This window comes from Caldicellulosiruptor hydrothermalis 108 (genome assembly GCF_000166355.1).
Lineage (GTDB): Bacteria > Bacillota > Thermoanaerobacteria > Caldicellulosiruptorales > Caldicellulosiruptoraceae > Caldicellulosiruptor > Caldicellulosiruptor hydrothermalis.
The window spans coordinates 1,952,158-1,965,842 of record NC_014652.1 but is presented as its reverse complement, the minus strand read 5'-3'; the positions used below and the strand labels follow the sequence as shown (position 1 = coordinate 1,965,842).

The following is a 13,685-nucleotide window of genomic DNA, read 5'->3' as shown; positions in this document are numbered from 1 at the left end:
ACATTCGTTCATTTTTATACGCAAAATTTTTATAGACTTGGACTTGTAATAATAATGAGACTTATCAACTACTTAATTTCAAGAAGTTTTTTATTTTACTTTTTATAGGTTGTTGAATAAAAAATATTACCAACAATACATAAAATAAACAAAAGTTATTGATTCCATTCATAAGCGAAAGAAAACTTCTTACCTTCTAACTTTCTAAGAAGTTGCTCAAATAGAAAAGTAATTAGTATCCAATCAATATACCTTTTATAATTTCTAAATCCCTTGAGCCTCACATTCTCAAGATTATATTCACCTTTTAATTTGCTAAATAGTCTTTCAATCTTTGTTCTCTGTTTGTATAGCTTTTTACCCTCTTCAGTTTCTAAAAATCTTATGTTCTTGCTTCTAAAAACATTCTTAACATTGTTTTTATCTTTCATGTTTCTTTTGTTTATCCCAGCAACAAATTTAACTTTAAGCTCATTTGCTATATTAAACCATCTGCTACAATCGTATCCCGCATCTGCTAATACAATCTCACAGTTATAACCCCATGCCCTATACAAAAGCTCTTCTTGTCTTGAGTCATGTTCATTTGCCCCTGTTAAAATCCAGAAAAGTGGTATTACTTCTTCTTTACCTGTACACAAAAGATGTAATTTGTATCCCCTGAAAAATCCTATTGTAATATGTATACCTATTTTTGCTTCTGAATCATTTTTGGCACTTCTCAGCGGCGTAGAGTCTACTATCGCTATACTCATATCAGGTTCTATCTTAGCTATTAATATGTCTTTTATATCTTGCATGTATTCTTTTTCTATTTTTCTTGACAACTTTGCAAAATATGAATAGTCCGGACTTTCTTCTATACCTACTACTTGCTTAAACTCTGTGTCTTGATTTATTCGATATTCTAATTCTCTGAAACTCTTTATCCCCTTTTTAACTTTATAAACCAAACAAGCTATTATCTGAAACAGATTAAATTTCCTCGGTCGTCCCCTTCTATTTTGCTTTATCTTCCTCGATAAAACTTCAGTAACCTTTTTTATTACAAAAAGCAGCTTTAAAAATTTCTTATTTTGTGCTTTAATATTCTTAGTCATCTTTTTCCCCCTTGTGTTTTGTTGTGGTTTTCTCTTAAATTAAAATTATAACACAAGGGGGCTTTTTTCTTTTGTTACTATGTTTACTCTATATGGTTATATCTTTTATTCAACAACCTCAATATATTTTTAAATTTCTTACTACTTGCCTTTTTACAACCGATTTGGTATTACAAAGTGATTTGGTATTTAGTATTAGATTCACTCTTATTTTTTGTGTTGAAAATTTTTTGGCAAAATGAAAAAGTTAAGTTCTTAATGTTGTGCGGCGTAATAAATCTACAAGGTTTGTTACTTAAATTTTAATTTTCTTTAGGAAATAAAATCTTTGCTGTAACACTTTGTTAACTTACCAATTTCAAAAGCCTCCTTAATTGCTATGAAAGGGAATAAGAACCTTAGCAGGAGGCTTTATTTTTGTAGATAAGTAACCTTCTTATTTTTCTTGATAATGAGATTTTTTTACTATAAAATAAAGAAGAGTAGCAAAAAAGCTTTAAAAACAAAAGGAGATGAGATAAAGCATGATTACAAGAAACGATGTTGAATATGTTGCAAACCTTGCAAGACTAACTTTGACAGAAGAAGAGATAGAGAAGATGACAAAAGAGCTTGGTGCTATAATTGAATTTGCAAATAAGCTTTCTGAGCTAAATACTGAAGGGATTGAACCAACTGCGCACGTTTTTAACCTTTACAATGTTTTTAGAAGCGATGAGGTAAAACCTTCATATCCACGTGAAGAGATTTTGAAAAATGCCCCATCTCATGACGATGTTTGCATAAAAGTCCCAAAAATAGTAGAATAAATCTTTATATGTAAGGAGGCAAAACAAAAGATGCTCTACAAACTGACTGCTCACGAGGCAATTGATCTTATCAAGAAAAAAGAGGTAAAATGTCAAGAGGTTGTCCAAAGTGTACTCGATAGAATTGAACAGGTAGAAGATAAAGTGAAAGCATATATTACAATTACAAAAGAAGAGGCATTAGAAGATGCTAAGAAAATAGATGAAAAGATAGCAAAAGGCGAAGATGTAGGCGTGCTTTACGGTCTTCCAATTGCCTTGAAAGATAATCTTTGCACAAATGGAATAAAAACAACCTGTGCATCTAAAATCCTTTACAACTTTGTTCCACCTTACGATGCAACTGTTGTAAAAAAGTTAAAAGAAAATGACATGACACTTTTAGGAAAGCTCAATATGGACGAGTTTGCAATGGGCTCATCAACAGAAAACTCTGCTTTCCACACAACTAAAAATCCTTGGGACTTAGAAAGGGTACCAGGTGGCTCAAGCGGCGGTTCTGCTGCAGCTGTTGCAGCAGATGAAGCATTTTTCACACTTGGTTCTGACACAGGTGGGTCTATCAGGCAGCCAGCTTCACTTTGTGGAGTTGTTGGCATGAAGCCAACATATGGAAGAGTTTCGCGATTTGGACTTGTTGCATTTGCATCCTCTCTTGACCAGATAGGACCTTTGACAAAAGATGTTGAAGACTGTGCTTTAGCTATGAATATCATCTGCGGACATGACCCATATGATGCAACATCAGCACCAGTTGATGTTCCTGACTTTACGAAGGCTCTTGTAAATGATGTCAAAGGTCTTAAGATTGGAGTTCCAAGAGAATATATGGAAAAAGGAATTAACGATGAAGTAAAAAAAGCTGTTGAAAAAGCTCTTGAGCTTTTAAAATCTTTGGGTGCAGATTATGAAGAGTTTTCAATACCAATTGTTGAGTATGCTCTTCCAACTTACTACATTATTGCTTCGTCTGAGGCAAGCTCAAACTTGGCAAGGTATGATGGAATAAAATATGGATATAGAACGCAAAACTATGACGACCTAATTGATTTATACAAAAAGACAAGGTCTGAAGGTTTTGGACCTGAGGTAAAAAGAAGAATTATGCTTGGCACATATGCACTTTCTGCGGGGTATTATGATGCATACTACAAAAAAGGACTTCAGGTGAGGACATTGATTAAGCGAGCATTTGATGAAGCTTTCCAGAAATATGACGTAATAATTACTCCTACAAGCCCAACAACAGCTTTTAAAATAGGTGAAAGAGTTTCAAACCCGCTTGAGATGTATATGTCGGATATATGCACAGTGCCAGTTAACATTGCAGGGCTTCCTGCAATATCAATTCCGTGCGGTTTTGACAGCAACGGACTTCCGATAGGTCTTCAGATTATAGGTAAGGCATTTGATGAACAGACGATATTAAGAGTTGCATATACCTATGAACAAAACAGCGGATATAGAAACTTAAAACCTCAGAATTTATAATACAGGACCCTATAGATTGAACAAAAGCATTATTTTAAACAAGAGGTGAAAAAAGAAGATGGAATATGAAGTTGTAATAGGTTTAGAGGTTCATGCTGAGCTTGCGACAAAGTCCAAAATATTTTGCAGCTGCACAACAGAGTTTGGCGGTGAGCCAAATACCCACTGCTGCCCTATTTGTACTGGTATGCCGGGAGTTTTACCTGTTTTGAATAAGAAAGCAGTTGAATATGCAATAATGGCAGGGCTTGCGACAAACTGCCAGATAGCAAGATATAGTAAGCAAGACAGAAAAAATTATTTTTATCCGGACCTTCCAAAGGCTTACCAGATTTCACAGTATGACTTGCCACTCTGTTACAATGGTTATATAGACATTGAGGTAAATGGGCAGAAGAAGAGAATAGGAATAAAGAGGATTCACATAGAAGAGGATGCCGGAAAGCTTCTTCATGACCAGTGGGAAGAAGGAAGTCTTGTTGATTTTAACAGATGTGGCGTTCCTTTGATTGAGATTGTTACAGAGCCGGATTTACGTTCAAGTGAGGAGACACGAATTTTCCTTGAAAAGCTAAAAGCAATTTTGCAATACACAGAGATTTCTGACTGCAAGATGCAGGAAGGTTCGCTCAGAGTAGATGTGAACCTGTCTGTGCGACCAAAAGGTTCAAAAGAATTTGGAACAAGGACAGAAATGAAAAACTTAAACTCTTTCAGGTCTGTTGTGAGGGCAATAGAATATGAGGCAAGAAGGCAAATAGAGGTTTTAGAAAGCGGTGGAGTTGTTGTTCAGGAGACAAGGCGCTGGGATGATGCAAAAGGTATAAGTTTATCTATGAGGACAAAAGAAGAAGCGCATGACTATAGATATTTCCCAGAGCCTGACCTTCCACCTATAATTGTAGACGACAACTGGATTGAGGAGATTAGAAAGAGAATCCCTGAACTTCCTGACCAGAAAAAGGAAAGGTATATAAAAGAATATGGTCTTCCAGAGTATGATGCTGGAGTTCTTACATCATCAAAAGCAATAGCAAACTATTTTGAAGAGTGCATAAAATACACCCAAAATATAAAGGCTGCAAGCAACTGGATGATGGGAGAGATTATGAGGATATTAAATGACAAAGGATTAGAACCTGAGGAAATTGACAATATAAAAATTAAGCCAAATCAGCTTGCAAGCCTTATTAACCTTGTTGATAACAAGACAATTTCCAACACTATTGCAAAACAAGTCTTTGAAGAGATGTTCGAAACGGGCAAAGATCCTGAAGTTATTGTAAAAGAAAAAGGGCTTGTTCAGATAACAGACAGGAACGTAATTTTAGAAGCTGTGAAACAGGCAATAGCAAACAATCCAAAATCAGTAGAAGATTACAAGAATGGCAAAGACAAGGCGTTTGGATTTTTGGTGGGGCAGGTTATGAAGATAACAAAAGGCAAGGCCAATCCACAGCTTGTGAATGAAATCTTAAGAGAGGAGCTTGAGAAAATTTAAGCTCCCTCTTTTTTAAATTTTTTGAAAAGGTGAGAATGAAGGTGGAAACCAAAAGGTTTGGAATAGAGGAAGAAATCTTAAATAAGATTATCGAAATTTTTAAGAAATACAAGCAAGTGAGAAAAGCTTGTATCTTTGGTTCGAGGGCAAGAGGAGACTATAGAAGAGGTTCTGATGTAGATATATGTATTTGGCTTGAAGAGGAGAGTGAAAATCCAATTTATAAAATCCAGGATGAATTAGAAGAAGTTAATACAATATTGCTGTTTGATGTTGTTGCGTTCAATAGCATTACAAAAGAAAGTCTCAAAGAAAGTATCATAAAAGAAGGAGTAATTATATATGAAAGAGAGAATAGTAGAGAAGTATGAAGATTTTAAGACTGCTTTAAAAAGATTAGAAGAAGGTATAAGTATACAGCCGGACAAGGATATTATTATGGACGGGGCAATCCAGAGATTTGAATTTGTCTTTGAACTTTCATGGAAGCTCATGAGGGAATATTTGAAGTATACTGGTTTGGAGATTAACAATCCTCGGACCGTTATAAAGTATGCATATCAAAATGGCATTATAGAAGACGGTGACAAGTGGCTTAAAATGCTTTCAGATAGAAATATGACTTCTCACTTATATAACCAAAAAATGGCTTATGAGATTTACCAAAACATTAAACTTGAGTATGTAGAGCTATTTAGGAAGTTGCTTTTAAAGTTTGAAGAGATAATAATTTCTGAGCTATGAAGATGGCAAACTTGTTGATAGATTTGTAAAAAAGGGTAAAATAAAATTGAGAAAATAAGTTTTTAGCAAGTTGTCTTTTGAGGAGATGGTAAGATGCAAAGGAAGGAGAAAAACAACAATTTTTATATGGCGTTTTGTGATGACAGGTTCAAGATAAACAGGATTTCAGTTACCTTTATAGACAGGCTTGAAAAAGAAAAAAATACTTTAAATGCTCTATTTCCAATGGTCTTAATAAGAGGGAACAATAAGTACAAGGATATGAAAGAAATAAATAGATTTTTGGACAATATGTATGGTGCGACGCTGAGTATTGATGTGGATAAAAAGGGTGACCTGCAGGCAATTTCATTTGCAATAAGCTTTTTAAACGATAGATTTGCAGGGGAAAACCTTTACACAAAAGCGCTACAGTTTTTGCATGACATCATATATGGTCCGATAAAGTATGGTGGTGGCTTTGAAGAAGATGCTATCTTGCAAGAGAAGAACAATCTAAAACAGGAGATTGAAAGCAGGATAAACGACAAGGTTCAATATGCAATTGACAGATGTATAGAGATTATGTTTGAGGGGCAAAATTATGCTCTTTATGAAAAAGGAAATGTTGATGACTTGCAAACCATCACAAAAGAAAAGCTCTTTTCACAATACCAAGAGGTTATTACCAAAAAGCCTATGTACGTGTTTGTCTATGGTGACTATGATGAAGAATGGGCAACTTCAAAAGCATTAGAGATTTTTGGAGAGGAAAAAAGAGAGAGTATACACAATGATTTTTTTGTAAACATTCCATTTGAAAACACAAGATATGTAACAGAAGAAATGGAAGTAAATCAAGGCAAAATTGCCCTTGGGATAAGAACAAATGTGGATGTGACATCTGAGGATTATTACAAACTTTTGATGCTCAACGGAATTTTAGGAGCATCTCCAAAATCAAAACTTTTTGAAAATGTTCGCGAAAAAGCTTCTTTGTGCTACTACGTATTTTCAAGGATTGACAGGTTCAAATCTGTAATGATTATTAGCTCTGGAATTGAGATTGAAAACTATGAAAAGGCTTTAAATCTGATTTTGCAGCAGATAGAGGATATCAAAAATGGGAAGATTGATGATATCGAATATGAAAGTGCAATAAACTATTATAAAACAGCCCTGATGGCTATATATGACAGTCCAAGGGATCTTCTGAGTTTTTATTTAAATCAGGCATTAGTTGGACAAATAATAGAACCCAAGGAAGTCTTTGAAAACCTCAAAAATGTGAATATAGAGGATATAAAAAGGATAGCAAACAGGTTTGAGCTTGATACTGTATATTTTTTGAAAAACAGAGGTGTTGCTAAAGATGGAAAGGATTTATGATGATGCTCTCAATGAAGAGATTTATATAAATTCATATTCAAATGGACTAAAAGCTTTTGTCATAAAAAAGAAAAACTTCAGCAAGGCATTTGCAGGTTTTGCAACAAAATACGGTTCTGTTGATAGTAAATTTGTTCATCCAAAAACAAAAGAGGTTGTTGAGGTTCCAGATGGCATTGCACATTTTTTGGAACACAAATTGTTTGAGGAAGAAGAAGGAAATGTGTTTGACAGATTTGCAAAATTTGGTGCAATGGCAAATGCATTTACTTCCTTCAAAGAAACAGTCTACTATTTTATATCAACCCAAAACTTTTACGAAAATTTTGAGATTCTCTTAGATTTTGTTCAAAATCCGTATTTTACTGATCAAAATGTCGAGAAAGAAAAAGGGATAATTGGACAGGAGATAAGAATGTACCAGGACAATCCAAACTGGAGGGTTTATTTTAATCTCTTGAATGCACTTTATGTAAACAATCCTGTGAAAATTGACATTGCAGGAACCTTAGAGAGTATTCAAAAAATTACAAAAGAGGATTTGTATTTGTGTTATAATACATTCTATCATCCAAGCAATATGATAATTGTTGTATGCGGTGATGTGGACCCTAAAAAAGTTTTTGATACAATTGAAAGGATGGAAAAGACAAAAGAATATCAAAGCCTGATAGAAAGGATTTATCCTGATGAGCCCGAAGAAGTAAATCAAAAAAAGATAGAGGCAAGGCTTTCAGTGGCAGTGCCAATCTTCTATGTAGGCTTTAAAGACAATCAAAATGACCTTCCGCCATATGAGATGATAATGAAGGATATCCAAACACAGATAATGGCTGAGATGCTGTTTGGAAAATCCACAGATTTTTATGAAAAGCTTTATAAAGAAGGGCTTATCAACCAGAACTTTGGGTTTGAGTACAACTGTGAGCCTGAATATTCATTCTTTATGATTGGTGGAGAGAGCAAAGACCCTGAAGAGGTTTACAGAAGAATAATTGAGCACATTGAGGATGTCAAGAAAAAAGGAATTGACAGGGAAGAGTTTGAGAGAGCAAAAAAGGTTGTGCTGGGAAGCCACTTGAGAAAGTTTGACAATCCTGAAAAACTCTCTGTTGAGTTTATATACAGCTATTTCAAAGGAGTCAATATTTTTGAATATGTTAAGGAAATCGCTTCTGTATCATTTGAAATGTGCGAAAAAAGGCTCAAAGAATTTTTTGATGAGAGCTTGAGCTGTATATCAATTGTATGGCCGGCAGGTTGAAAAAAATAAAAGTATGGAGTAAAGGAAAATGATAGATGATAGCATAGTCTTTCCAGGTCTTGGTTTGAGGTTTGACTTTAGTCCAGTTGCATTTAAGATTTTTGGACTTGAGGTTAGATGGTACGGGATTATAATTGCAATTGGTTTTTTATGTGGTTTTCTTGCAAGCACATATTTTGCTAAAAAAGAAGAAGTAAACCCAGAGGTTTTGCTTGACATTGCAATAATTGCACTACCTGTTGCAATAATCTTTGCAAGGGTTTATTATGTCATTTTTAATTTTAAAGAATTTAAAGGGAATCTGATGAGCATCTTTGCCATTCGTCAGGGTGGAATTGCAATATATGGAGCAGTTATAGGAGCACTTTTGAGCACGTACATTTATTGCAGAATAAAAAATATAAATTTTTTCAAGATATGTGATGTCGGTGTTTATGGTCTGATATTAGGGCAGGCAATAGGAAGATGGGGCAACTTTGTAAACAGGGAAGCTTACGGCTATGAGACAAATCTTCCATGGCGTATGCAGATTTATAGCAGTGAGGTGGGAAGAAGAATAGAGGTTCATCCAACATTTTTGTATGAATCTCTATGGGATTTTTTTGTCTTCTTGCTTTTGATATTCTTAAGAAAGTACAAAAAGAAAGAGGGGGATATTTTAGGGTTCTATTTAATATTTTATTCTATAGGCAGGTTCTTTATAGAGGGTCTGAGGACAGACAGTTTAATGATAGGAAATTTTAGAGTCTCTCAGATTGTTGCGGTTTTGTGCATTGTCGTAGGAAGTGCGATTGTGGTATCGAACAGGAGGTCATTTTTCGACAAAATATAGCAAAAAAATAGTACAATGTATTTTTAGAGTATTTTTGTTGACAAAATACGCGTTTGGGTTTATAATTAAAATACAATCTTTGTAAGATGGTGGGAATATGATAACAGAAAAGATAATGAAGCTAAGAGAGAAGTTGGATGAACTGATTAACAGCAATGCTGATTATGAGTCAATATATCATGTCAGTACAGAGCTGGACAAGCTTATTTTGGATTATTACAAAGAGAGAAACGAAATGGTGCTCAAAAAGCTAATCAAAAAGGAAGGGAATGTGTAAAAAAGTTTGCTTTGGTCAAAAAGAGCCTGATAGCGGGGGGCAAAACACAAAAGATGAGAAGTTTTAAGATATAAAAAATAGGGCAGATAAAAATCTGCCCTTATTTTTTTTCGTTTGTTGAAGGATTTTTCAAATTAGTATAGAATATTTTTATAAAGTGGTGCAAAGTGGAGCAAAGTGGTTTAATGCTGATAGGAGAATACAAGCATGTGGTGGATAGCAAAGGTAGAATAATTCTTCCTTCTAAATTCAGAGAAGAGCTTGGAGAGAGATTTATACTTACAAAAGGACTTGACAACTGTCTTTTTGGTTATTCTTTAAAAGAGTGGGCTGTACTTGAGGAAAAGCTCAAGAAACTTCCACTTACAAGCAAAGAGGCGCGAACATTTTTAAGATTTTTCTTTGCGGGGGCGTGTGAATGCGAGGTTGACAAGCAGGGAAGAGTCCTCATTCCCCAGAACCTCAGAGAGTACGCAGGTATTCAAAAAGAGGTATTTATAATTGGTGTCATGACAAGAATTGAAATATGGAGCGAGGATAACTGGCTCAAAGAAATGACCAATGAGAACCTTTCTGTTGATAGGATAGCACAAAAAATGGAAGAATTGGGCATATAAGTTTTGGGAGGAGCAGAGGAAATTTTGATGTTTGAGCATATACCAGTACTACTTGAAGAGTCTGTATCTTTTTTGATTACAAATCCGGATGGAATTTATGTCGATGCTACGTTTGGTCTTGGTGGACATTCAAAAAGAATACTTGAGAAGCTTTCTAACAAGGGTTTTCTTGTTGCTATTGACAAGGACTTAGAAGCTATCGAGCTTGGTAAAAGAAGGTTAGAAGCGTACAAGAATATAAAAATTGTGCACTCTTCGTTTTCAAAAGTGGATGAGGTACTTGAAAGTTTAGGGATTGCAAAAATAGACGGAATACTTTTCGACTTTGGAGTTTCTTCTTTGCAGCTTGACAAGCAGGAGAGAGGCTTTTCGTACAGCAAGGAAGCATTTTTGGATATGAGGATGGATACAACATCAAAGCTCACAGCATATGATGTTGTCAATTTCTATTCCCAGGAAGATTTGGAGAGGATAATCAGAGAGTACGGTGAAGAGAGGTTTGCAAGAAGGATTGCAAAAGCTATTGTTGAAAGAAGGAGTAAAAAGCCTATTGAAACCACAACAGATCTGAGCAGCTTGATTTCTTCTTTAGTACCCAAACCAAAGGATGGGTCACACCCTGCACAGAGAACTTTCCAGGCTATTAGAATAGAGGTAAACAGGGAGCTTGAGGAGATAAAGGTTGCGCTTGAAAAGAGTTTGGGGTTTTTAAAATCTGGTGGAAGAATATGCGCAATTTCTTTTCACTCTCTTGAAGATAGAATAGTAAAAGAGTTCTTCAAATTTCATTCTCTTGAATGTATTTGCCCGAAAGATATTCCTGTCTGTAGATGTGGCAAGAAAAAGCAGCTTGAGATTATAACAAAAAAGCCAATAGTGCCTTCTAAAGAAGAGATTGAAAGGAACAGAAGAAGTCACAGTGCAAAGCTGAGAGTTGCCCAAAAGGTCTGAAATATAAAGGGGGTTTTTTAAAATGCCAAGAACAGGTTCAGCAATTTACAGCGAGGATTACTGGGAAGGTTATCAAGCGGAAAGAGAAGAGATTGAACAGGAGATTGCCAGAAAGAATCAGATAAGAAAGCAAATATTAAAACAAAAGAGGATTGAAAGAGCAAGGTTTTTAAGGAATATATTGTTTGTTTGCATATTTTGTAGCATGTCAATAATTATTATGTGCGGGTATGTGAATATTACTCATGAGAGGGCAAAACTTGCTCAGCTTCAGAATGAACTTAAATTGCAAACTGATATCAACAAACAGTTAAAGCTTGAGATAGATGGCAAGCTTACTCTATCTGAGATAGAAAGGATTGCGCAACAGAAATATTCCATGACATATCCTGACTTTTCGCAGGTTGTATATGTTACTGTTCCTTTATCTGAAGAAAAGAATCAAAAGGTCGCAAAAGAAGAAAAATCGAATTATAATAATAAAGTATCTTTGATAATAAACTTTATTAAGAAAATCTTTTAAAATTTTTTAAGACCCAAGAAGCTGGAGGAAATAAGACTTGAAAGAAGCATCTATAAAGATAAAAAAGAGAATCCTTTTTGTAATGGCAATATTTTTTTTAAGCTTTGTGTTGCTGGTGGGACGCCTTTTTTATCTTCAACTAATAAAAGGCGAAGAACTCAAAAAAAGAGCTTTTTCCCAATGGACGCGGGAGAGACTTGTTGCACCTAAAAGAGGAAGCATTGTAGACAGAAACGGCAAGATTTTGGCAATGTCAATAACCGCTGAGACAGTTGTTGCATCTTTGAATCAGATTAAAGACAAAGAATGGACAGCTAAAGTGCTGTCTGGTATTTTGCAGATGGACTATCAAAAGATTTTGAATAAGCTCAATACAAAAGGAGTTTCAGACATCTACATAGCACGCAATATTGACAAAGAGAAGGCAGATAAGATAAGAAAATATGCTCTGCCAGGGATTTACTTGACAGGCGGGACAAAAAGGGTGTACCCAAACGGCAATTTTCTGGCTCAGGTTCTTGGTTTTACGGGAATTGATGACCAGGGACTTTCTGGGCTTGAACTTTATTATGACAAGTATCTTCGCGGCAAGCCCGGTGCCATTTCAGCCCAGACTGATGCAAGTGGCAGAGCTGCTCCATTTTCAGAAGAGTTTTTTAAAAAGCCTATTGATGGATATGACCTAATGCTTACAATTGACGAGACAATTCAACATTTTGCTGAAAAGTATGCACAAAAAGCGCTCTACGATAACAAAGCAAAAAGCGTGACCATAATTGTTGAAAAGGTCAAAACAGGCGAGATTTTAGCCATGACATCAAAACCTGATTTTGATCCAAATAAACCATTTGAGCTTATATACAAAGATAAGTTTCCTGATTTTGATAAGCTTTCTCAAGCAGAGAAAAACAAGATAGTCCAGTCAATGTGGAGAAACAGAGCACTGACAGACACATACGAGCCTGGGTCAACATTTAAGATAGTCACCGCAGCTGCAGGACTTGAAGAAGGGGTTGTCAATGAGAATTCCCAGTTTTATTGCAGGGGATATGTTAAGGTTGCAAATGCAATATTAAAGTGCTGGAGGTATTACAACCCGCATGGTAGCGAAAACTTTGTTGAGGGTGTTCAAAATTCATGTAACCCTGTGTTCATAGAAGTGGGACAGAGGCTGGGAAAAGAGAAACTCTATAAATATATAAATCTTTTTGGATTTGGGCAAAAAACAGGTATAGACCTTCCCGGTGAGGCAAAAGGGATTATTCAGCCGTTAAACAGAGTTGGACCTGTTGAACTTGCAACAATTTCTTTTGGCCAGGGGATTTCAGCAACTCCCATTCAGGTTATCAGCATGATAAATGCAGTTGCAAACGACGGTGTGTGGGTCCAGCCTCATGTTGTAAAGGCCATATACGATAAGGATAAGAAGCTGATTAAATCTTTTGACACACCACGAAAAAGAAGAGTTTTAGACCAAGATGTTGCGCGAAGGCTCAAGACCATACTTCAGTCTGTTGTGTCAAACGGAACAGGGCACAATGCCTATCTTCTGGGCTATAAAGTTGCAGGAAAAACAGGAACTTCGCAAAAGTACGACAAAACATCTAAAAAGTATATAGCATCATTTGGAGGGTTTGCACCGGCCGACAATCCCGAGGTGTCGGTTCTTGTTATTATAGATGAGCCTGACCCTTCACTTTATTATGGAGGTCTTATAGCCGCACCAGTTGCAAGAGATTTATTAAATGATATACTAAGATATTTAGATATCCAGCCACAGTACACAGCTGAAGAACTAAAACAGATAGAGTTTTATAAAGAATATATAGTGCCAAATACAATAGGGATGAACATTGAAGATGCAAAAAAGGAAATATACAATAACAAGTTCAATGCTAAGGTCATAGGTAGTGGCGACAAAGTAATTGACCAGGTACCGAAGGCTGGATTTATGTTAAAAGAAGGTTCGACTATAGTCCTGTTCACACATGCAATGTCGCAAACAACTGTAGATGTTCCGAATGTAGTGGGCTTAAGTTCCCAAGATGCCCAGAAGGTACTTGCAAATAGTCTACTCAACATAAAAGTGAAAGGAATAAAAGGAAAGATTATAAGGCAAAATCCACAGCCAGGCACAAAAGTTCCAATAGGTTCGATTGTTGAGGTTGAAATTGCTGATAAAGAAAATGCAGAATAGAAAGGGGGAAA

Annotated in this window: 14 protein-coding genes; 13 read left to right on the top strand and 1 reads right to left on the bottom strand. The window is 35.6% G+C overall.

Annotated features, from left to right (window positions below):
* Positions 1-155: 155 nt before the first annotated feature.
* Positions 156-1,100, bottom strand: a complete 945-nt coding sequence (locus CALHY_RS09745) for an ISNCY family transposase (RefSeq protein WP_013401990.1) — start codon at positions 1,098-1,100, stop codon at positions 156-158.
* 524 nt (positions 1,101-1,624) lie between these two features.
* On the opposite strand from CALHY_RS09745, the gene gatC reads away from it, so the two are divergent.
* The 13 genes from gatC (at position 1,625) to CALHY_RS09680 (ending at position 13,674) form a co-directional block, all read left to right on the top strand.
* Positions 1,625-1,909, top strand: a complete 285-nt coding sequence (gene gatC / locus CALHY_RS09740; RefSeq protein WP_013403791.1) for an Asp-tRNA(Asn)/Glu-tRNA(Gln) amidotransferase subunit GatC — start codon at positions 1,625-1,627, stop codon at positions 1,907-1,909.
* A 30-nt stretch (positions 1,910-1,939) separates the two neighbouring features.
* On the top strand, positions 1,940-3,400 hold the full coding sequence (gene gatA, locus CALHY_RS09735) for an Asp-tRNA(Asn)/Glu-tRNA(Gln) amidotransferase subunit GatA (protein WP_013403790.1): 1,461 nt from the start codon (positions 1,940-1,942) through the stop codon (positions 3,398-3,400).
* Between the two features lie 58 nt (positions 3,401-3,458).
* Positions 3,459-4,901 (top strand): Asp-tRNA(Asn)/Glu-tRNA(Gln) amidotransferase subunit GatB, encoded by a 1,443-nt coding sequence (gene gatB, locus CALHY_RS09730; RefSeq protein WP_013403789.1) that lies wholly within the window; start codon positions 3,459-3,461, stop codon positions 4,899-4,901.
* Positions 4,902-4,936: 35 nt separating this feature from the next.
* On the top strand, positions 4,937-5,272 hold the full coding sequence (locus tag CALHY_RS09725; RefSeq protein WP_013403788.1) for a nucleotidyltransferase domain-containing protein: 336 nt from the start codon (positions 4,937-4,939) through the stop codon (positions 5,270-5,272).
* Positions 5,244-5,645 carry a nucleotidyltransferase substrate binding protein gene (locus tag CALHY_RS09720; protein WP_013403787.1) on the top strand — a complete coding sequence of 134 codons (402 nt, stop codon included), beginning with the start codon at positions 5,244-5,246 and terminating at the stop codon, positions 5,643-5,645. The genes CALHY_RS09725 and CALHY_RS09720 overlap by 29 nt, the downstream gene beginning before the upstream one ends.
* 93 nt (positions 5,646-5,738) lie before the next feature.
* Positions 5,739-7,013, top strand: coding sequence for an EF-P 5-aminopentanol modification-associated protein YfmF (gene yfmF / locus CALHY_RS09715; RefSeq protein WP_013403786.1), 1,275 nt, complete (start codon positions 5,739-5,741; stop codon positions 7,011-7,013).
* A complete protein-coding gene (gene yfmH, locus CALHY_RS09710; protein WP_013403785.1) occupies positions 6,997-8,277 on the top strand; it encodes an EF-P 5-aminopentanol modification-associated protein YfmH in 1,281 nt (426 codons plus the stop codon). Before yfmF ends, yfmH begins: the two co-directional genes overlap by 17 nt.
* A 28-nt stretch (positions 8,278-8,305) precedes the next feature.
* Positions 8,306-9,109, top strand: coding sequence for a prolipoprotein diacylglyceryl transferase (lgt, locus tag CALHY_RS09705; RefSeq protein WP_013403784.1), 804 nt, complete (start codon positions 8,306-8,308; stop codon positions 9,107-9,109).
* Between the two features lie 97 nt (positions 9,110-9,206).
* Positions 9,207-9,386: a Spo0E family sporulation regulatory protein-aspartic acid phosphatase gene (locus CALHY_RS09700; protein WP_013403783.1), complete on the top strand. Its 180-nt coding sequence runs from the start codon at positions 9,207-9,209 to the stop codon at positions 9,384-9,386.
* A 185-nt stretch (positions 9,387-9,571) separates the two neighbouring features.
* Entirely contained in the window at positions 9,572-10,003 is a 432-nt protein-coding gene (gene mraZ, locus CALHY_RS09695; protein ID WP_013403782.1) for a division/cell wall cluster transcriptional repressor MraZ, read from the top strand.
* Between the two features lie 27 nt (positions 10,004-10,030).
* Complete coding sequence (rsmH, locus tag CALHY_RS09690) at positions 10,031-10,954, top strand: 16S rRNA (cytosine(1402)-N(4))-methyltransferase RsmH (protein WP_013403781.1); 924 nt, start codon at positions 10,031-10,033, stop codon at positions 10,952-10,954.
* Between the two features lie 22 nt (positions 10,955-10,976).
* The gene (locus CALHY_RS09685; protein ID WP_013403780.1) at positions 10,977-11,477 is read left to right on the top strand and encodes a cell division protein FtsL; all 501 of its coding nucleotides are present in this window, start codon (positions 10,977-10,979) and stop codon (positions 11,475-11,477) included.
* Positions 11,478-11,514: 37 nt separating this feature from the next.
* On the top strand, positions 11,515-13,674 hold the full coding sequence (locus tag CALHY_RS09680) for a stage V sporulation protein D (protein ID WP_013403779.1): 2,160 nt from the start codon (positions 11,515-11,517) through the stop codon (positions 13,672-13,674).
* The last annotated feature ends 11 nt before the right edge of the window (positions 13,675-13,685 follow it).

Coding starts and splice junctions, on each gene's coding strand:
- CALHY_RS09745 (WP_013401990.1), bottom strand. CDS start 1,100: ATGACTAAGAATATTAAAGCACAAAATAAGAAATTTTTAAAGCTGCTT.
- gatC (WP_013403791.1), top strand. CDS start 1,625: ATGATTACAAGAAACGATGTTGAATATGTTGCAAACCTTGCAAGACTA.
- gatA (WP_013403790.1), top strand. CDS start 1,940: ATGCTCTACAAACTGACTGCTCACGAGGCAATTGATCTTATCAAGAAA.
- gatB (WP_013403789.1), top strand. CDS start 3,459: ATGGAATATGAAGTTGTAATAGGTTTAGAGGTTCATGCTGAGCTTGCG.
- CALHY_RS09725 (WP_013403788.1), top strand. CDS start 4,937: ATGAAGGTGGAAACCAAAAGGTTTGGAATAGAGGAAGAAATCTTAAAT.
- CALHY_RS09720 (WP_013403787.1), top strand. CDS start 5,244: ATGAAAGAGAGAATAGTAGAGAAGTATGAAGATTTTAAGACTGCTTTA.
- yfmF (WP_013403786.1), top strand. CDS start 5,739: ATGCAAAGGAAGGAGAAAAACAACAATTTTTATATGGCGTTTTGTGAT.
- yfmH (WP_013403785.1), top strand. CDS start 6,997: ATGGAAAGGATTTATGATGATGCTCTCAATGAAGAGATTTATATAAAT.
- lgt (WP_013403784.1), top strand. CDS start 8,306: ATGATAGATGATAGCATAGTCTTTCCAGGTCTTGGTTTGAGGTTTGAC.
- CALHY_RS09700 (WP_013403783.1), top strand. CDS start 9,207: ATGATAACAGAAAAGATAATGAAGCTAAGAGAGAAGTTGGATGAACTG.
- mraZ (WP_013403782.1), top strand. CDS start 9,572: ATGCTGATAGGAGAATACAAGCATGTGGTGGATAGCAAAGGTAGAATA.
- rsmH (WP_013403781.1), top strand. CDS start 10,031: ATGTTTGAGCATATACCAGTACTACTTGAAGAGTCTGTATCTTTTTTG.
- CALHY_RS09685 (WP_013403780.1), top strand. CDS start 10,977: ATGCCAAGAACAGGTTCAGCAATTTACAGCGAGGATTACTGGGAAGGT.